We start from the raw sequence: 17203 nt of genomic DNA on the forward strand, positions 1-17203 counted from the left end.
TCTCCGGCAGGGATTTGGCCAGGAATCTGGGAACGCAAACCCGAGAGGGAGGGAACAATGACGAGAACCCGAAAACCGGGCATTAGCCGCCGTTCAACATTGGCGCTGATGGGCGCCGGTGCCGTGACGTTCGCAACTCCATGGGTGGCGCGCGCGCAGGCCAAAACCATCAAGGTCGGCATGCCGACGATTCTCTCCGGCCGGGTGGCGCAGCTCGGTACCTCGTCGCGCAATGGCGTGATGCTGGAAGTCGAGAAGGTCAACGCCGCCGGCGGTCTGGCCGGTCGGCAAATCGAGATGGTGGTTCGCGATTCCAAGGGACAGCCGCAGGAAGCCGCCCGCGTGGCGCGCGAATTGGTCAATACCGACGGCTGCGAAATCCTGATCGATGCCGAGGCGTCATCCGGAGCGTTCGCCGTGCACGAAGTCGCGCGCGATCTCGGTGTGTTGTGCCTTCACACCAATTCGGAAACCTCGGCGCTGACCGCCGATCCCAAACAGCACATTCCCAATGCATTCCGCACCGCGCGCCAGGGTGTGCATGATTCGATCGTCGGCGGCAGCTACGCGGCCGCGATATCGAAGGCAAAGGGCCTGAAGAAATGGGCCACCTGCTCTCCGGACTACGCCTACGGCCGCGACACCACGGGCGAGTTCACGCTGTACCTGAAGCGCTTTGCGCCGGACGTCGAGATCATCAGCGAGTCCTGGCCAAAGCTGTTTCAGCCTGATTACACCGAGGTCGTCACCAAGATCCTGCAGGCCAAGCCGCAAGCGCTGTATTCCTGCCTGTGGGGCGGCGACCTGACCTCTTATATCGATCAGGCCAACATCTACGCGCTGTTCACCCAGATGGAGGTGTTCGCCGTCAACATGGCCGACTACACCGCACTCACGGTGGTGAAGAATTTGCCGAAGGGCATTCATTCCGGCAACCGCTACATCAAGACCTATCCTGCGACGCCCGAGAACGCGGCTTGGGGCGATGCCTACAGAGCGAAATACAAGGAGTACCCGACCAACTGGTCGTGGGAGAACTCGACCGCGATCACGTTGCTCGCCGAAGCTTCGAAGAAGGCGAATTCCGCCGACGGCAAGAAGATTGCGGAGGCGATGCGTGGCCTCAAGATCAAGTCGCCGTTCGGCGCCGACGGCACGGTGACGATGCGGGGTGAGGACCAGACCCTGATCGGCTATGCGATCGGCTGGGGCACGACGATCCCGCAAGAGCCGTATGTTCCCGAGGTCAAGCCGGGCGACTGGAAGACTATTCTCGAACTCGAAGCCGAGTGGAAGAAGAGCAAGGGCTACGCCTGATCGATCGACGAAAAAGCGGAGGCGGCGTGAGCCGTCTCCGTTCATCGCCCGGTGTTTCCTGCGCGCCGACCATCTCGCACGCCGTAACGGATATTTCCCTTGGATCTCGACGCGCTTACCGGCTGTCTTGCCAGTTCCGCCTGTCTGGTGACGCAAACCACCAGCGGCTTCATCATCGGCATGTTGCTGTTTCTCGTCGCCGTCGGGCTGACGCTGATTTTCGGCGTGCTTAAGGTGGTGAATTTCAGCCACGGCGCCTTCTACATGTTCGGCGCCTATTTCGCGATGACGGCCTATCAATTGTCAGGCAGCTTTGCGCTGGCGATGCTGTGCGGCGCGGCCGGCACCGCGCTGCTAGGCTTGATCTTCGAACGCGTCTTCATGAGCCGGGTCTACGGCCGCGACGTGTTGATGCAGGTCCTCGTCTGCTACGCCTTCGTGCTGATATTTGACGATGTCGTACGGATGATCTGGGGACCGGAATTCAAGTCGATGGGCATGCCGGCGGCGTTCCAGGTACCGCCGCTGTTCATCGCCGGCGGCGTGGTGCCGCCGTATTATCTGCTGCTGATCGGCGTCGCGCTGGTCGCCGCGATCATTCTCGGCCTCGGTCTTTCCCGCACCCGGATCGGCAAGGTGATCCGTGCCGCGGCGCATAATCCGGGCATGGTGTCCGCGCTCGGCATCAACACCGGCCTGATCTATGGCGGCGTGTTCGCGCTCGGCGGCATGCTGGCAGGCTTGGCCGGCGCGCTCGCCGCACCCGTCCGTTCGCTGACGCCCGGTATGGGATTTTCTGTTCTGATCGAATCCTTCATCGTGACTGTGATCGGCGGCATGGGTTCGATTCTGGGTGCGTTGATCGGTGCGATCCTGATCGGCATGATCCGTTCGTTTGGTTCGCTCGGCTTTCCCTTGTTCACGGAAGGCCTGATGTATCTGTTCATGGTGATCGTGCTGGTATCCCGGCCCACCGGCCTGTTCGGCAAGGAGGTCGCATGACCGACTTGCAGGCCGAACAAGCGGGCAAAGCGCTCGACGTCATCAGCACCCAGGCAAAGCCGCGCCCCAATCGGGCTGCCCTGATTGCGCTTGCGGTCTTTGTCGTGCTCGCCCTGCTGCCGATGCTCACCAGCAGCAAATTTCTGCTCGATTTCGTGATCCGCTGCGCGGCCTACGGGCTGTTCGCGACCTCGCTCAACCTTCTGATCGGCTACACCGGCCTGACTTCGTTTGGCCATGGCATGTTCTTCGGCCTTGGCGCCTACAGCTTCGGGCTAATGATGCAGAAGACCGGTGTTGCCGTCCCGGTGGCTTTCGTTGCGACGCTGGCGATCACGTTTGTCGTCGCCCTCGTCATTGGCGCCATTTGCGTGCGGCTGAAGGAAATCTATTTCGCCTTCGTGACACTGGCATTCCAGATGCTGATCCATTCCACCATTCTGTCCTGGGTAACGCTGACCGGCGGCGATCAGGGATTGCGCGGCGGCATTCCCCGGCCGCCATTTCTGGGCATCGATCTGTCGAACCATTTGCATCTTTACATTGCCAGCAGCGCGCTGCTGGTGATCGGGCTGTTCCTGATGCATCAGATCGCACAGTCGCCGTTCGGCTACACGCTGCGCATGATCCGTGACAACGCCACGCGGGCGAGCTTTATCGGCATCGATGTCTGGCGCGCCAAGTTGACGATCTTTGTGCTCGCAGCGCTGTTCGCCTCGACCGGCGGCGTTATCATGGCGCTGTTCGTCTCCGGAGCCTACCCGGAATTCGCCTATTGGACCATTTCGGGCGAGGCCATCTTCATCAACATGCTCGGCGGCGTGACCACATTCCTGGGGCCGATGGTCGGCACCGCCCTGTTCCTGATTCTCAACGATACCGTCACCCGTGTGACCGAGTATCACGGCATCGTCCTCGGCATCGTGATCCTGTTCTTTGCGATCGGCTTGCGAAAGGGTCTGATGGATTTCGCGATCGAATGGTACACGCAGCGCCGTGAACGTTCCCAGGAGCGCGGCTAGCCATGCTGGAGATTCGCGCACTCTCAAAATCGTTCGGCGGCGTCAAGGCGACGGATAATGTTACGCTCGATTTTACCGACGGTTCGCTCACCGCGGTGATCGGCCCCAACGGTGCGGGCAAGAGCACCTTCTTCAATCTGATCACCGGCGCGCTGAAGCCGGATGCCGGCCAGATCCTGCTCAACGGGGTCGATCTCGCCGGACACTCGCCGCCCGACATCGTGCGTCACGGCATCGGACGCGCATTCCAGGTCGCCAGTATTTTTCCCTCGCTCACGGTGCAGGAGACGATGCTGGCCGCCGTCGGCGCCGATCAGCGCCGCGCCGGTGTGATGCATCGGCGGTTTCCGTTGGCTGAAACCCGCGATCGGGCCGAGCACGCGATGGAATTGCTCGGGCTCGCCGGTAAACGTAACCGGACGGCGGCGACGCTGTCGCATGGCGACCAGAAGCTGCTCGATATCGCGCTGGCGCTGGTGCTCGATCCCAAGGTGCTGCTGCTCGACGAGCCCACCGCCGGCATGGGCACCGAAGAGCGCTGGCGCATGATCGACAAGGTCAGGGAGCTCTGGGAGACCCAGAAGATCACGGTGGTGTTCATCGAGCACGACATGGACATCGTGTTCAAGATCGCGCCCGAAATCGTCGTGCTGTGCTACGGCAGGATTCTCGCCACCGGCAAGCCCGACGCGATCCGCCGCAACGAGGCTGTGATCGAGGCCTATCTCGGCACCGAGCATCACGCGGGAGCCGCGATATGAGCGCGCAGCCGGTGGTGCAGGTCGAGGATCTCGACGTCTATTACGGCACCAGCCAGATCCTGTTCGGCGTTGGCCTCTCCGTGCGCCAGGGCGAAACCATGGCGCTGCTCGGCCGCAACGGCGCCGGCAAGTCGACCACGATGAAAGCGATCATGGGCCTGGCGCCGGCGCGGCGCGGCAAAGTCACCTTGCAAGGCAAGGTCGTGTCCGGGCTGAAGCCGTACCACATCGCCCGCGCCGGCCTCGGCTTCGTGCCGGAGGACCGCCAGATATTCCCCGAGCATACGGTCGAAGACAATCTGGAGATCGGTGCCAAGAAAGGCCCTGACGGCCAGGATGAATGGTCGATCCGGCGCGTTTACGATGTGTTTCCGCTGCTGCAGCCGCTGCGGCACCGGATCGCGGGGCGGCTGTCGGGCGGCGAACAGCAGATGCTGGCGATTGCGCGCACCCTGATGGGCAATCCGGCCTTGCTATTGCTGGACGAGCCGAGCGAGGGGCTGGCGCCGATCATCGTGCAGCGGATCGGCGAGCTGCTGCGGCAGCTCCGCGGCACAGGTGCCACGGTCTTGATCGCCGAACAGAACATGCATTTTTGCCTTGGCCTTGCCAGCCACGCGACGGTTATCGACAAGGGCCAGATCGTCTACACCTCCGGTATCGAAGAGCTGAAAGCCAACGACAACATTCGGCAGCGCTATCTGGCGCTGTAGGCGCCGGCTCGAGCATGACATGCCCTGGTTAAAGGCAGCGTCATCCTGAGGAGCGAGCGGAGCGAGCCTCGAAGGATGGGCCACGGGCGTCTATCCTTCGAGGCGCGCAAGAGCGCGCACCTCAGGATGACGGTAGACACGGTTGATCTCCGGGAGAATAAATGGCTATCGACCGCACGCTATCGCCGACGCACGAGGCGCCGTACCGCGGCTTACGGGTGCTCGATTTCGGGCAGGGCATCGCCTCGCCCTACTGCGCGATGCTGCTCGGCGTCTACGGCGCCGATGTCATCAAGGTCGAGCCGCCGGAGGGGGATTGGTCGCGCTTTCTGGGAACGACCTACGGAAACCACACGACGCTGTCGGCGGTCTATAACCGTGGCAAGCGCAGCCTCTGCCTCGATATGAAGCACAAGGACGCGATCGCCATCGCCCGGCGGCTGGCGATTGATTGCGACGTCCTGATCGAAGGTTTTCGTCCCGGCGTCGCCGCGCGGCTTGGAATTGGTTACGAGGAACTGGCGCGGGACAATCCCGGCCTGATCTATCTGTCCGTGAGTGCGTTCGGGCAGAGCGGTCCCTACTCGAAGCGACCCGGCTCGGATTCCGTCGCGCAGGCATTCTCCGGCCTGGTGTCGATCAATCTTGGCAACGACAAGACCCCGCACCGGGTCGGCACGACCGTCTCCGATGTCGTGACCGGCGTGTATGCTTTCCAGGCGATCGCCACCACGCTGTTCGCGCGCGCGACTGTCGGCACCGGCCGCTGGATCGACGTCAATCTCTGCCAATCGACGGCGGCGCTGCTTGGCCACAAGGTCGCCGAGCATATTCTGGAGGGCGGCGCGCCGCGGGCGCTCAACGTGCCGGCGGGCTCTTATCAGACCAGCGACGGCTGGATGATGGTGACGCTGGTCAATGAGCCGCAATACAAGCGCCTGTGTACCGCCATCGAGCGCGAGGACCTGGCCGGGGATCCGCGCTTTGCCGACTTTGCCAGCCGGGCCGACTCGGCTGACACGCTGATCTCGCAGCTACGCGAAGTTTTCGTGATGCAACCGACGGAGGCATGGCTTTCGCGATTGCATGCGGCCGATCTCATTGCCGAACGGATCCTCAATCCGGGTGAATGGCTGCGCAACGCCCACGTCGAGGCGACCAACGCCTCAGTGTGCCAGGATACGCCGGGCGTCGGCCCGGTTTACACGCCGCGCACGCCGGGCATTGCCAGTCTTTCCGAAGACAACCTATGTCCCGCACCGGATATCGGACAGGATAGCGTTGCGGTTCTGACCGAGGCCGGATTCGATCGCAACACCATCGATGACTTGATCGCGGCCGGCGCGGTGCGTCGGGCCGGACAATAAGAAAGCCACTATCATGAGCGCTGAACTCGTTCGCTACTCCGTCTCCGACAAGATCGCGGAAATCATGCTGGACCGCCCGCCGGTCAATGCGCTGAGCATGCCGCTGATCGATGCGCTGCTCGCGGCCTTGCAAAAGGCAAAGGACGATCCGTCGGTATCGGCCGTCATCATCGGCAGCCTGCACAAGGTATTTTGTGCCGGGCTCGATCTCGATATCGTCCGGGGCAAGCCCGGGATCGAGACCAGGAAATTCCTCGAGCGGCTATACTTCGCGCTCAACGACACCCAGTACCGCATGGGCAAGCCGACCATTGCCGCCGTGGACGGTGCGGTGCGAGCCGGCGGCATGACGATTGCGATTTCCTGCGACATGATCATCGCCGGCGAGGCCTCGACCTTCGGCTACCCCGAGATCGATGTCGGGCTGATCCCGGCAATCCACTTCGTGCAGTTGCCTCGGCTGGTTGGAAAGCATCAGGCGTTCGGTCCGTTGTTTCTGGGCGAACCGTTTGATGCCGCCACCGCGTTTCGCATGGGTCTCCTCAGTGAGGTCGTGCCGAAGGGAACCGCGCTCGATCGCGCCCGGGAGATTGCGCGGAAGCTGGCTGCCAAGTCGCCGATCGTGATGAAGATCGGCCGCGATGCCTTCATGCGCGCGATCGATGCCGATTTCCGCCGCTCGGTCGAGAATGCAGCCGAGAGCTTTGCGCTTGTGGCGACGACTGAAGATTGTCAGGAAGGGTTGAGTGCGTTTGTCGAGAAACGCACGCCAAATTACAGGGGACGCTGATGGCGGGACTTTATTTCGAGGAGTTCGAGGTCGGCCGGGAATTTCACCATGAGTTCAGCCGGACCGTCACCGAGATGGACAATACGATGTTCAGCCTGCTGACGATGAATCCGCAGCCGCTGCATATCGATGCGCATTTCGCCGAGAATACCGAATTCGGCCAGCGGCTGTTCAACAGCATTTATACACTCGGCATCATGATCGGCATGAGCGTCTATGATACGACGCTGGGAACGACGATCGGCAATCTGGGCATGACCGACGTCAAATTTCCAAAGCCGGTTTTTCACGGCGACACCCTGAAGTCCCATACCAGGATCGTCTCCAAGCGCGCCAGCAAGTCGCGGCCGGCGCAGGGGATCGTCGAGTTCGAACACACCATGACCAATCAGCGCGGGGAGGTGGTCGCCAGTTGCCGCCGCACCGGCCTGATGCATTGCAAACCGAAGGCATGATGATGCGATCGTTCCTGTTCGTTCCGGGCGACAGCCTGCGCAAGTTTGAAAATGCCAAGAAGACCGCCGCGGATGCGTTGATCCTCGATCTCGAAGATTCGATCGCGCCGGATGAGAAGGCCGGTGCCCGGCGCACCGTGCGGGAGATGCTGGACGCGCGTAACCCGGCGCAAAAGGTTTACGTCCGTATCAACGCGCTCGATACCGGTATGACGCTGGGCGACCTCGCCGCCGTGATCCCGGGGCGGCCCGACGGCGTGGTGCTGCCGAAATGCGCCGGGGCTGCCGATGTCAATAAACTGTCGCTGTACCTCGATGCGTTTGAAGCCGCCGCTGGTATCGAACAGGGAACCACGCGGATCGTGACGGTCGCAACCGAGACCGCGCGCGCCGTGCTCAAGTTGCTCGACTTCGAGAACATGAGCCCGCGGCTGTGGGGCATGATGTGGGGTGCCGAGGATCTCGCGGCGTCGCTGGGCGCCTCGCGCAATCGGACCGCGGGCCGCTATCACGGGCCGTTTCTGCTGGCGCGCGACCTCTGCCTGATCAGCGCCGCCGCCGTCGGCGTCGTCGCCATCGATACCATCGCCACCGACATCAACGACCTCGATGCCCTGCGGCAGGAATCGATTGTCGCGCGTCAGGATGGATTTCTCGCCAAGGCGGTGATCCACCCCAAGCACGTCGACGTCGTCAACGCCGCCTTCCTGCCGACGGATGAAGAGATCGCCTGGTCGGAGAAGATCGTGAAAGCCTTCAATGACAATCCAACATCCGGCGTGGTCAAGATCGACGGCAAGATGATCGACAAGCCGCATCTGCGCGCGGCTGAGAAGATTCTTGCGCTGCGGGTTAAGTAGGGTGGACAAAGGCGCTCTTGCGCCGTGCCCACCATCTAATCCGACCGTTGGTCCGAATGGTGGGCACGCGGAGCCTGTCATCGGGCGCGCGTTCGCGCGACCCGGTGGCTTTGCCTACCCTACGGCAACAAACTGTGCGGCAATGACTCTTCGTGCGACAAATTGGCCCGTCGGGCAAAATTTCGCTTTTACGGAAAGCCAAATCAGGGGTACATCCTTGGCCATCCCGTCCTACTCAGAAGGGCGTCGGCCGTCGTCACGGACGTTGGACGGGTTGCGGTGGACGCGAAGGTGCCCTTGACGAAAGGTGCTGGAGCGTACGGCGAAGACGTGTGGTCCTGACGCCGCGGTGCTGGCGTCAATGCACCTGGAGGCAATAGCTCCCAGGGCGCTACGGAGGCAAAAGAGCCGTTCTCCGGGGAGAGCTCGTTATAAGCCGTAAAGCCATTGCGCAGGGAAGGCCGGGTGTTCACCGCTGCCCTGTATGCTCGTGTGCATTTTTGTTTTGCACAATCGCACACGAGACCGCGGGTGCAGCGCGCACCCGGTCTTCCCTGCGCCCTCTATCTTCGAGGGCGGGAAGTTTCTGGCAAACCTCGGGCGCGATGCGCCGCGAGATCGTGAAGCTGTATTTGCGATGACCTATCCACGTCGTCCCGGCGAAGGCCGGGACCCATACGCCGCGGCGGAAATTGTTGAGCACGATGGTGGACGACTTCCTTCAACAACAGATGACCGGGGTTATGCGTCCCGGCGTTCGCCGGGACGACGCGTGGAGAGAGCGTGAGCGCTAGAATGGACCACCTCTGCCCGAGGTGCATGGGTCTGGGTATACGGAGTGAATTGACTCCGAGGCTTGACCGGCGGCAAATGCGCCAACCAACAGTCGCAAGGGAAAACACCATGGTTGACGCGCTGATCATCGACGCCTGCAGGACGCCGCGTGGCATTGGCAAGGCCGGCAAGGGCGCACTCGCCGGCATCCATCCGCAGCAACTCGGCGCCACGGTGCTGCGGGCGCTGGCCGATCGCACCGGCATCAATACCGCAGATGTCGACGACATCATCTGGGGCACCAGTTCGCAGCGCGGAGCGCAGAGTGGTGACCTTGGCCGGATGTCGGCGCTCGACGCCGGCTATGACGTGCGCGCCAGCGGCGTCACGCTGGACCGGTTCTGCGGCTCCGGCATCACCAGCGTCAACATGGCGGCCAATTCCATCATGTCGGGCTCGGAAGATCTCGTGATCGCGGGCGGTACCGAAATGATGTCCATGGAGGGCCGCCGCGGCGAAGGGCCGTTCATGATGGACAACGGCAACCTCCGTCTGCGTGCCCGGCACCCGCAGTCGCATCAGGGCGTCTGTGCCGATGCGGTGGCGACGCTGGAGGGCATTTCGCGGCGGGATGTCGATGCCCTCGGCGTGGAGAGCCAGAAGCGCGCGGCCGCCGCCATCAAGGGCGGTCATTTCGACAAGAGCCTTGTGCCTGTTTATCGCGAGGACGGCAGCCTTGCGCTGGACCGCGAGGAATATCCGCGGCCGCAGACCACGCTCGAGGGACTTGCGGAACTGAAGCCGGCCTTTACCGCGGTCGCGGACTATCCGCTCGACGACAAGGGCACCACCTATCGCAACCTCATTCTCGACAAATATCCCGATCTCGATATCAACTTCATGCACCATGCCGGCAATTCCTCCGGCGTCGTCGATGGCTCGGCAGCCATCTTGCTGGCTTCGCCGAATTACGCCAAAGCATACGGCCTGAAGCCGCGGGGGCGCGTCGTTGCGATGGCGAACATGGGGGATTCCCCGACCTTGATGCTGAATGCGCCGGTGCCGGCGGCGCGCAAGGTACTGGCCAAGGCAGGCCTCACGCTCGACGATATCGATCTGTTCGAGATCAACGAGGCCTTTGCCGTCGTCGCCGAAAAATTCATCCGCGATCTCAAGCTCGACCGCGACAAGGTCAATGTCAACGGTGGATCGATCGCGCTCGGGCATCCCATCGGCGCGACCGGTTCGATCCTGATCGGCACCGTTCTCGACGAACTGGAGCGGCGTGATCTCAAGCGCGGCCTGGTAACGATGTGCGCGGCGGGCGGCATGGCGCCGGCGATTATTATCGAGCGGGTTTAAGCTGCCGGAAACTGCAGCTCGAACGCGGCGCCCTTGTCGGTCGGCAACAGCCGGATCGATCCACCGTGACTCTTCATCACGGCCTGGGCGATCGCGAGCCCCATTCCGGTGCCGCCGGTGTCGCGGCGGGTGGTGAAAAAGGCGTCGAATATCTTCTCCCGGTTGGCTTCCGATATCGGGTCGCCGTCATTGCTCACGGTCATCGTGATGGTGGCAGCTTCATCGAACGCTTCCAGCCGCACGTTCCGGGCATTGTGGCGGATGGCGTTGTCGGTCAGATGCGACAGGACGATCAGCGCCTTCTCGCTGGACATGCCAATCGAGCGCTCCAGGCAGCCGGAGGCGTCGATCGCGCGGGTCGGGAACCGGCTCCTCAATCCACTGACGACCTGGCTCAATTCGGTGTGGTCGTTTTGCGGCGCGGTTTCGGCGCGCGCCAGTTCGCGCAGCCGTTGTGTCATCGCTTCCAGGCGCTCGGTGTCGCCCAGAATATTCGATACGAAATTCTTCTGCTCCATCCGCGTGAGATTGTCGGTCTTGCTTTGCAGCGAATCCAGCAAGAGTTCCGCGGCACCCTTGATCGACGTCAGCGGCGACTTCAGCTCATGGGTGAGATGCGACGAGAAGGTCGCGATGTAATCCGATCGCCGGGACAGTTGCTCGGCCATATCGAGAAAGCTGTGCGACAGCTGGGCAAACTCGCGGGTGCCGTAATGGGCGAGGGGCTGAAAGGCGTCGCGGTCGCCGCGGCTGATACGGGCGGCGCGATCGACCAGTTCGCGCATCGGCCGGGTGATGGTGCGGGAAAACACCAGGCCAATGATGACAGTGGCGAAGATGACGGCGAAGCCCGCAAGGATGAACTTGCCGCGCTCCTGATAGAGATGATCGAAGATGTTGCTCGGCGTCCTCGAGGTGTAGATGACGCCGGCAACGCGGTTGTTGACGACGACGGGCATGGCCGAAAACACGTGAACGCCGACGCCGCGGCTGATCGAGTAGATTGGCGGCGGCGGCTTGTCGGGGACGCGAATCCGCAGCGCGGCGCGATACTGTCCCTGCAACGCGGCCGCCACCTCCTCGATGTGGGCCAGCGATTGGCCTACTTCGTTGCGGCCGGCGATCACGACGCCGCGGGGATCGAGGATCCGGAATCCAGCCAGTGTCACCTTCTGCGTATCCAGGATGATCGGCAACAGCCGCGCGCCGATCTCGACATAGGCCTGAGATGCGGGCGCACCGGCGGCAAGTGCATCGGGTCGCCGTCGCAGCAGGTCGGCGCCGGCGGCAAGGTCGAGTGCGGGGCGGATGGGCGTCATCCGGTCCTCCGGAACAGGACGCGCCTCGGGCGGGAGTTCGGCGCCAAGGACGACCCCGGCATCGAGGCGGGCTTCCACTTCCCGCGCGTAGACCGCGGCCAGTACCCTGCTTTGGGCGATCAGCTCGGCCTGGGTCTGGTGAATGAGCTGGTTGTCATAGAGCCGAAAGAAGAACAGCCCGACCAAAGGCAATGCGGCCACGGCAGCCAGCGCGGCAAAAATAATCATTCCGACCGACGGCCGCCATTTCTCGCCGGTCCGCGGTATCATGCCTGCGGCTCGCATCGCCCGAGCTTGAAGCCGACGCCGTGGATGGTCTCGATGACATTGTCGCAATTCACCGCGGCCAGCTTGGCGCGGATATTGCGAATATGGCTGTCGATGGTGCGGTCCGACACCTGGATATTGAGCTGATAGGCGGCATTCATGATCTGCTCGCGGCTGAAGACCACCGACGGCCTGGTCAGAAATGCCCGGAGGATTCCGAACTCGATGGCGGTGAGACGAAGTGGTGTGCCGGCGAACGCCGCGACATGCTGTTCCGGATCGACCAGGAGTTCGCCCTGGGAAAGCGCCGCAATTGCCTTCGGGTCCGACCCGCGCAGGGAGGTGCGGCGCAGGATGACATTCACCCGCGCGACGAGTTCGCGCGGGCTGAAGGGTTTGGTCACGTAGTCATCGCCGCCGATCTCGAGACCCAGCACGCGGTCGATTTCGTCGTCGCGTGCTGAAAGAAACAGGATCGGAACGTCCGATGACTTTCGCACCTCCCGGCAGACATCCAGTCCATCGAACTCCGGCATGCCGATGTCGAGAATGATGAGGTCCGGCCTGTCGGCGGCGAAGCGGGTCAAGGCTTCCTTGCCGTCGCGCGCCTCGAACACCGTCATCCCGGCCTTCCGGAGCGCGACCCGGATGACCTCGCGAATGTGCAGGTCGTCATCAACAATGAGGATACGGTGCGTCAAACATCTCTCCGGACAATGGTCGTCGTCAGCTTGCGGCCGAGCTCTTCTGTTGGGCGTCCAGAGTACGCTGGAGCCGCCAGCTCCGAAAACCCCAGCTGCGCCAGGAAGCCACATCTTTACGTTGCTGTTCTACAAGGTAGTCGCGGCGGAAAACAAGGTTTGGATCGAAGCTGCGGAGGGCGATCGCCCTGTCGATGGCCGGCAGGGCCTGGGGCCCGAGATGAAATAGATAATTCATGTCGACCGGGACACCCTTGCCCGTGGCTTCCCGGCTATGGCCGACATTGTAGTCGGCGATAATGGCGGGAAAATTGACCAGCGAACAGACATAGAGCGTTGCTGTCAAAGTGATGAGGTTCGCGCGGATCAGCCAATCGTTCGAACGGTTGAATTTGATGCGGGCGACGATGAGCAGCAGTCCGAAGGCGACAACCAGCATCCAGATAAAGGCCGCGACGCGCCACCAGGTCAGCAGGTAGATCTGCACATAGAGATCGAGTCGCAGGATCGATGACGCAACGAGCAGGACGTTCTGCGCGACCCACAGATAGACGAGCGGCCGGATCACCTTCGACTGCTCGGCGGGGCCACCGGGTCTCATTGCGATCAGTACGAATCCCGCAGCCAGCAACGCCGTAAGAATCAGGGGATAGGCGCCGCGATGCGCATAGGCGGCATAACTGATGTCGGCCGGCAGCGCTGCGTTGCCCCAGAGAAAAAATACATCCATGGCGGTTTGAACCGCAAACAGCAGATTGAACAGGATCAGCGAACGCAGGATGGTCGCCACACCGAAGAAATCGAGGCCTTGAACTGGCGTCTCGTGCGCCGCGGTTACCGTCACGGCCAAGTCGGGCGTCACCTCGGACTTGCGGCGCCATCGCACATGGATAAAGGGCCAAACGAGCGACAACGCGGCCGCCCAAAACATCACTCGACCCGGGCTGATATAGGAGGTGGCGCTGCCGGGGTTCAGCAAGCTGATCCATTTCTCAAGCAGCGGATTGGCCGATACGAACAGCAATGCGAAGATGCCGCCGAGAGCCACCGGAACGAACCACACGGCGAAACCTGCCGTCAGCGCCGGGAGATTGAAGGCGCCGATGGCGTCCCGCAGCAATCTGAATGGACCGATCAGATAAAGCTCGCGGAGCGCTGCGGCTTGCTCGCCGACACCGGTCAGTTTGCGATCTGTCGCCAACGAGAGGCCGACACCGAGCGCCAGGACCATGAAGAAAAGTGAAGCGGCGTTGAATTCCTCGACCGCCGGGACGACGCCAAACAGCACAAGGAGGCCCGCAGGCAGAACCTGCGCTTTGTTCAGCCTCGCGAAATTGGCGAGGAACGCAGCGCCGGTCAACGCAAGGGCAAAAATGACGGCGGATATTCCGGTTCGCTGCCCGTAGAACAGCCAGTCGGCCAACGCCGCGAGAGCCAGCGCAATTGCCGGCCTCATCGGGAAAGCATTTTCCTGAATGGAGCCTGCATGGGGTGCCGGCGTAGAGGATTCAGCCATCGTTGCGCTGCCTGTCTGGAGGGAAACATTGCACACCAGCGCCGCCGAACGGGGCTTACAGAGCCACCAACCATCATTGGCTAAACGTGAGGGAATGGACATTCGAGGCGTCACCGGTTTGCAGGCCGAACTATGCGCGGCAGCTGTGCAAATGCCGGGAAGGCCGTCTGCAAGAGTTCAGGATTTTTATGCAGTTTCTGTGCAGCAGCGTTTATGCGCTCGCGCGGGATGGACAAGTTTAATACGCGGTGATCCCACCTTGTCACACGCGCGGCATCGTCCTTCATGCAAATCATCAAACGTTTCGGCGTCGTTCTGGTCTGGTTCGCGGGGCCGGCTTTCGTTTTTGCCGCAGCCAACAAGAACGACCCCTACCTGATTGCACTGCGTGGTGCGGGTAACATCGTTCTCGTCGTGGTGAGCGTTACCGTTCTCGCCTGTCTGATTCGTGGCGGTCTCTGGCGCCGGCCCGGCATTGCGGGAAAGCTGCTGGTCCTGCTGTGGTGTCTGCCCTCGCTGTCAATGCTGTGCGCGCACACTTCATTCGAGCTGCGCAAGCGAAACGTTCTGCAGACTGACGTCGCGCAGGCGCGACACCTCGGACAGCATTTCATGGTGGGGTATTCGTCATTCCCCGAAGTGGTTGCCTTGGCCGAGAGAGGCCTGATTGCCGGCATCTACATCACCAAACACAATGTCCGAAGCGCACCGGAGGCGCTGAGATCCGAAATTTCGGCGCTTCAGGACAGACGCCGCGCTGCCGGCCTGCCACCTCTGATCGTTGCGGCCGATCAGGAAGGCGGCATCGTTTCGCATCTGTCGCCGCCCTTGACCAAATTGCCTGCGCTATCGACGCTGGCAGCCCTTCCGCCGGATGCTCGCGCCGAGAAAGCAGGGGCGTTCGGACGAATTCATGGACAGGAACTGACGGCGCTTGGCATCAACCTCAATTTGGCGCCGGTGCTGGATTTGCGACCCGACACGAAGCGCAACCGGTTCGATTTCAACACGCTGATCGGCTACCGCGCGATTTCAGATGATCCGGCCATCGTGGCCGACATCGCTCTGTCGTATGTCCGTGGGCTCGAGGCCTCCGGCGTCGGCGCGACCGTCAAGCACTTTCCGGGACTGGGACGGGTTCGTGCCGATACCCATCACTTCAGTGCTGGTCTGGACACACCTCTGGCAGAGCTTGAGGCGTCCGACTGGCGGCCGTTTCGGGATGTGCTGGCGGGCTCCAGGGCGCAGTTAATGATCGGCCATGTGACGCTGACGGCTGTGGATCCCGACCGCGCGGCGTCGCATTCCCGGCTTGTCGTTGACGGGATCGTTCGCAAGAAATGGAATTATCAGGGCGTCATCATGACCGATGATCTGGTGATGGGCGCGATCTATCAGAACAATGTCTGCACGGCAGTGGTTGAAGCGCTCAACGCCGGCGTCGATCTGCTGCTGGTCGCCTTCGACGGTGTGCAGTTCTACCGTATCTTTGCTTGCGCCAAGGATGCGTATTCTCAGGGGAAACTCGATCCGGCGATGCTGCGCGACAGCGAGGCGCGGCTGACGCGTGGGTTGACGCTGGATTGAGGCTGGCGCTATCCGTTGGGAAGTCGAGCAACGCGATTTTGCATGCCAATCAATTTATTCATGGCCGCATCATAACGATGTGGGTATCGCGCCGGTTAATATCGCGAGCTAAATGCGGGCTTGTAGTCCTGCCGTTTCGACCAAGATGCATAATAGGCAACGCCCACCATGATTGCGATTCCGGCAAAACTGACCAGAAAATGCATTGCAACTGAATTCGGCCCCGTAATCAGGATGAAATGCCCGGCAAAGGAAAGGAATACGCCGGCGCAGAAGACCGGCAACCATTCTTCGCCACACTTCACAATCGGCCGCAGGGCTGGCCGCTGAAATCCACGCCAATCTTTCGGGACTGGAAACGAGAAGAGAAAGGCAAGAGCCAGCAAGTGAAGCACCCTGTAAGGCGCGAGATCTTCGTTTTCAATGGGGAGGATAAAGTGGAGCAAGGCGTTCGGAACGATCCCGGTCAACTGCGGCAAGTTTCCCGCTACGGTCACTACCAAGGCGAACAGCAGATAGAGCAAAGCCGTCATGCGCAGGATCGGACTATCCTGGAGCAAACGAATTGCCCGCATTTGCCCCGCGCTACCCAAAGCGAACCAGGCGCCCAGCACAAACAGCAACTGCCAGGAGAACGGATTGAAGTGCCAGTGCCCGTCCGGATATGAGGACAGATTCCAGTCGAATTTGCCGGCGGCGAGGTAAAGTGCGATTGATCCGGCTGCCGTCAGGTTCGGCCGGCGCAACATTCCGAGCAACACGATTGGGAAAAATGCCATCAAGACGATGAAGAGCTGCAACACATCGAGGTTGAGCGGTTTGGCCTGGAGCAGCAAGCCGTAGATCAATGTCCGGATCGTATGGCCGAGGATGCCGGCGACATTGAATTCGTGGATGAGCTCGGGCGCAGCGGATTGCCTCGCGACATATCCGATCAAGTCGATATAGATCACGAACAGGACGACATAGGCGGCGTATAGCTGCCATACGCGCCTGAAGATGCGCGTAGCGGTGACCACGAAACCACGCTCCAGCATCATTTTTCCATAGAGGGTCGCGGCGGTATAGCCGCCGACAAACACGAACAAGTCGGTTGCGCCGCTGAACCCAAAATTCCGGAGCGTCAACGCGCTGACCACGTTATGCGGAATGTGATCCAGAAATAGAAACCAGGCCGCGATGCCAAGCAGCAGACTAAGCCGGGGATCGCCATCGCGAGCGGCAATCTCGGCCTTCATTGACGGATACATGGAGTGTAAAAACTTTGCAGGCCGGAGAGAATCGAATTGATTATGTAGCGTGATCGTCTGCACTGTCCGAATAGACTTTGCGTGAAGTACAGCTAGGGAAGATTCCGGCAATTAAACCTGGTCGACAATCACAATCTTTT

At 61.5% G+C, this 17203-nt stretch carries 15 protein-coding genes; 11 read left to right on the forward strand and 4 right to left on the reverse strand.

What is annotated here, in order from left to right:
- The first annotated feature begins 57 nt into the window (after positions 1 to 57).
- The 10 genes from ACSQ84_RS13610 (at position 58) to ACSQ84_RS13655 (ending at position 10423) form a co-directional block, all read left to right on the forward strand.
- Positions 58 to 1317 (forward strand): ABC transporter substrate-binding protein, encoded by a 1260-nt coding sequence (locus tag ACSQ84_RS13610; protein WP_436212153.1) that lies wholly within the window; start codon positions 58 to 60, stop codon positions 1315 to 1317.
- 99 nt (positions 1318 to 1416) lie between these two features.
- Entirely contained in the window at positions 1417 to 2319 is a 903-nt protein-coding gene (locus ACSQ84_RS13615) for a branched-chain amino acid ABC transporter permease (protein ID WP_436212154.1), read from the forward strand.
- On the forward strand, positions 2316 to 3341 hold the full coding sequence (locus ACSQ84_RS13620; protein WP_436212155.1) for a branched-chain amino acid ABC transporter permease: 1026 nt from the start codon (positions 2316 to 2318) through the stop codon (positions 3339 to 3341). Before ACSQ84_RS13615 ends, ACSQ84_RS13620 begins: the two co-directional genes overlap by 4 nt.
- A gap of 2 nt (positions 3342 to 3343) precedes the next feature.
- On the forward strand, positions 3344 to 4102 hold the full coding sequence (locus ACSQ84_RS13625) for an ABC transporter ATP-binding protein (RefSeq protein WP_436212156.1): 759 nt from the start codon (positions 3344 to 3346) through the stop codon (positions 4100 to 4102).
- Positions 4099 to 4815: an ABC transporter ATP-binding protein gene (locus tag ACSQ84_RS13630; protein WP_436212157.1), complete on the forward strand. Its 717-nt coding sequence runs from the start codon at positions 4099 to 4101 to the stop codon at positions 4813 to 4815. Before ACSQ84_RS13625 ends, ACSQ84_RS13630 begins: the two co-directional genes overlap by 4 nt.
- A gap of 161 nt (positions 4816 to 4976) precedes the next feature.
- Positions 4977 to 6182 (forward strand): CaiB/BaiF CoA transferase family protein, encoded by a 1206-nt coding sequence (locus ACSQ84_RS13635; RefSeq protein ID WP_436212158.1) that lies wholly within the window; start codon positions 4977 to 4979, stop codon positions 6180 to 6182.
- Between the two features lie 13 nt (positions 6183 to 6195).
- A complete protein-coding gene (locus ACSQ84_RS13640) occupies positions 6196 to 6972 on the forward strand; it encodes an enoyl-CoA hydratase/isomerase family protein (RefSeq protein ID WP_436212159.1) in 777 nt (258 codons plus the stop codon).
- A complete protein-coding gene (locus tag ACSQ84_RS13645; RefSeq protein ID WP_436212160.1) occupies positions 6972 to 7427 on the forward strand; it encodes a MaoC family dehydratase in 456 nt (151 codons plus the stop codon). Before ACSQ84_RS13640 ends, ACSQ84_RS13645 begins: the two co-directional genes overlap by 1 nt.
- Positions 7428 to 7429: 2 nt before the next feature.
- Positions 7430 to 8287, forward strand: a complete 858-nt coding sequence (locus tag ACSQ84_RS13650) for an HpcH/HpaI aldolase/citrate lyase family protein (protein ID WP_436212289.1) — start codon at positions 7430 to 7432, stop codon at positions 8285 to 8287.
- A 903-nt stretch (positions 8288 to 9190) separates the two neighbouring features.
- Complete coding sequence (locus tag ACSQ84_RS13655; protein ID WP_436212161.1) at positions 9191 to 10423, forward strand: acetyl-CoA C-acetyltransferase; 1233 nt, start codon at positions 9191 to 9193, stop codon at positions 10421 to 10423.
- Here ACSQ84_RS13655 and ACSQ84_RS13660 read toward each other — a convergent pair.
- The 3 genes from ACSQ84_RS13660 to ACSQ84_RS13670 are packed head-to-tail and all read right to left on the reverse strand — an operon-like array spanning position 10420 to position 14328.
- Positions 10420 to 12012, reverse strand: a complete 1593-nt coding sequence (locus tag ACSQ84_RS13660) for an ATP-binding protein (protein WP_436212162.1) — start codon at positions 12010 to 12012, stop codon at positions 10420 to 10422. The genes ACSQ84_RS13655 and ACSQ84_RS13660 overlap by 4 nt on opposite strands.
- A complete protein-coding gene (locus ACSQ84_RS13665) occupies positions 12009 to 12710 on the reverse strand; it encodes a response regulator transcription factor (RefSeq protein WP_436212163.1) in 702 nt (233 codons plus the stop codon). The genes ACSQ84_RS13660 and ACSQ84_RS13665 overlap by 4 nt, the downstream gene beginning before the upstream one ends.
- Positions 12711 to 12735: 25 nt before the next feature.
- Complete coding sequence (locus ACSQ84_RS13670; RefSeq protein WP_436212164.1) at positions 12736 to 14328, reverse strand: DUF4153 domain-containing protein; 1593 nt, start codon at positions 14326 to 14328, stop codon at positions 12736 to 12738.
- 183 nt (positions 14329 to 14511) lie between these two features.
- On the opposite strand from ACSQ84_RS13670, the gene ACSQ84_RS13675 reads away from it, so the two are divergent.
- Positions 14512 to 15813, forward strand: a complete 1302-nt coding sequence (locus tag ACSQ84_RS13675; RefSeq protein ID WP_436212165.1) for a glycoside hydrolase family 3 N-terminal domain-containing protein — start codon at positions 14512 to 14514, stop codon at positions 15811 to 15813.
- A gap of 95 nt (positions 15814 to 15908) precedes the next feature.
- Here ACSQ84_RS13675 and ACSQ84_RS13680 read toward each other — a convergent pair whose 3' ends face one another.
- A complete protein-coding gene (locus tag ACSQ84_RS13680; RefSeq protein WP_436212290.1) occupies positions 15909 to 17063 on the reverse strand; it encodes an OpgC domain-containing protein in 1155 nt (384 codons plus the stop codon).
- Positions 17064 to 17203: the final 140 nt, after the last annotated feature.

Source organism: Bradyrhizobium sp. LjRoot220 (assembly GCF_964252915.1).
GTDB lineage: Bacteria > Pseudomonadota > Alphaproteobacteria > Rhizobiales > Xanthobacteraceae > Bradyrhizobium.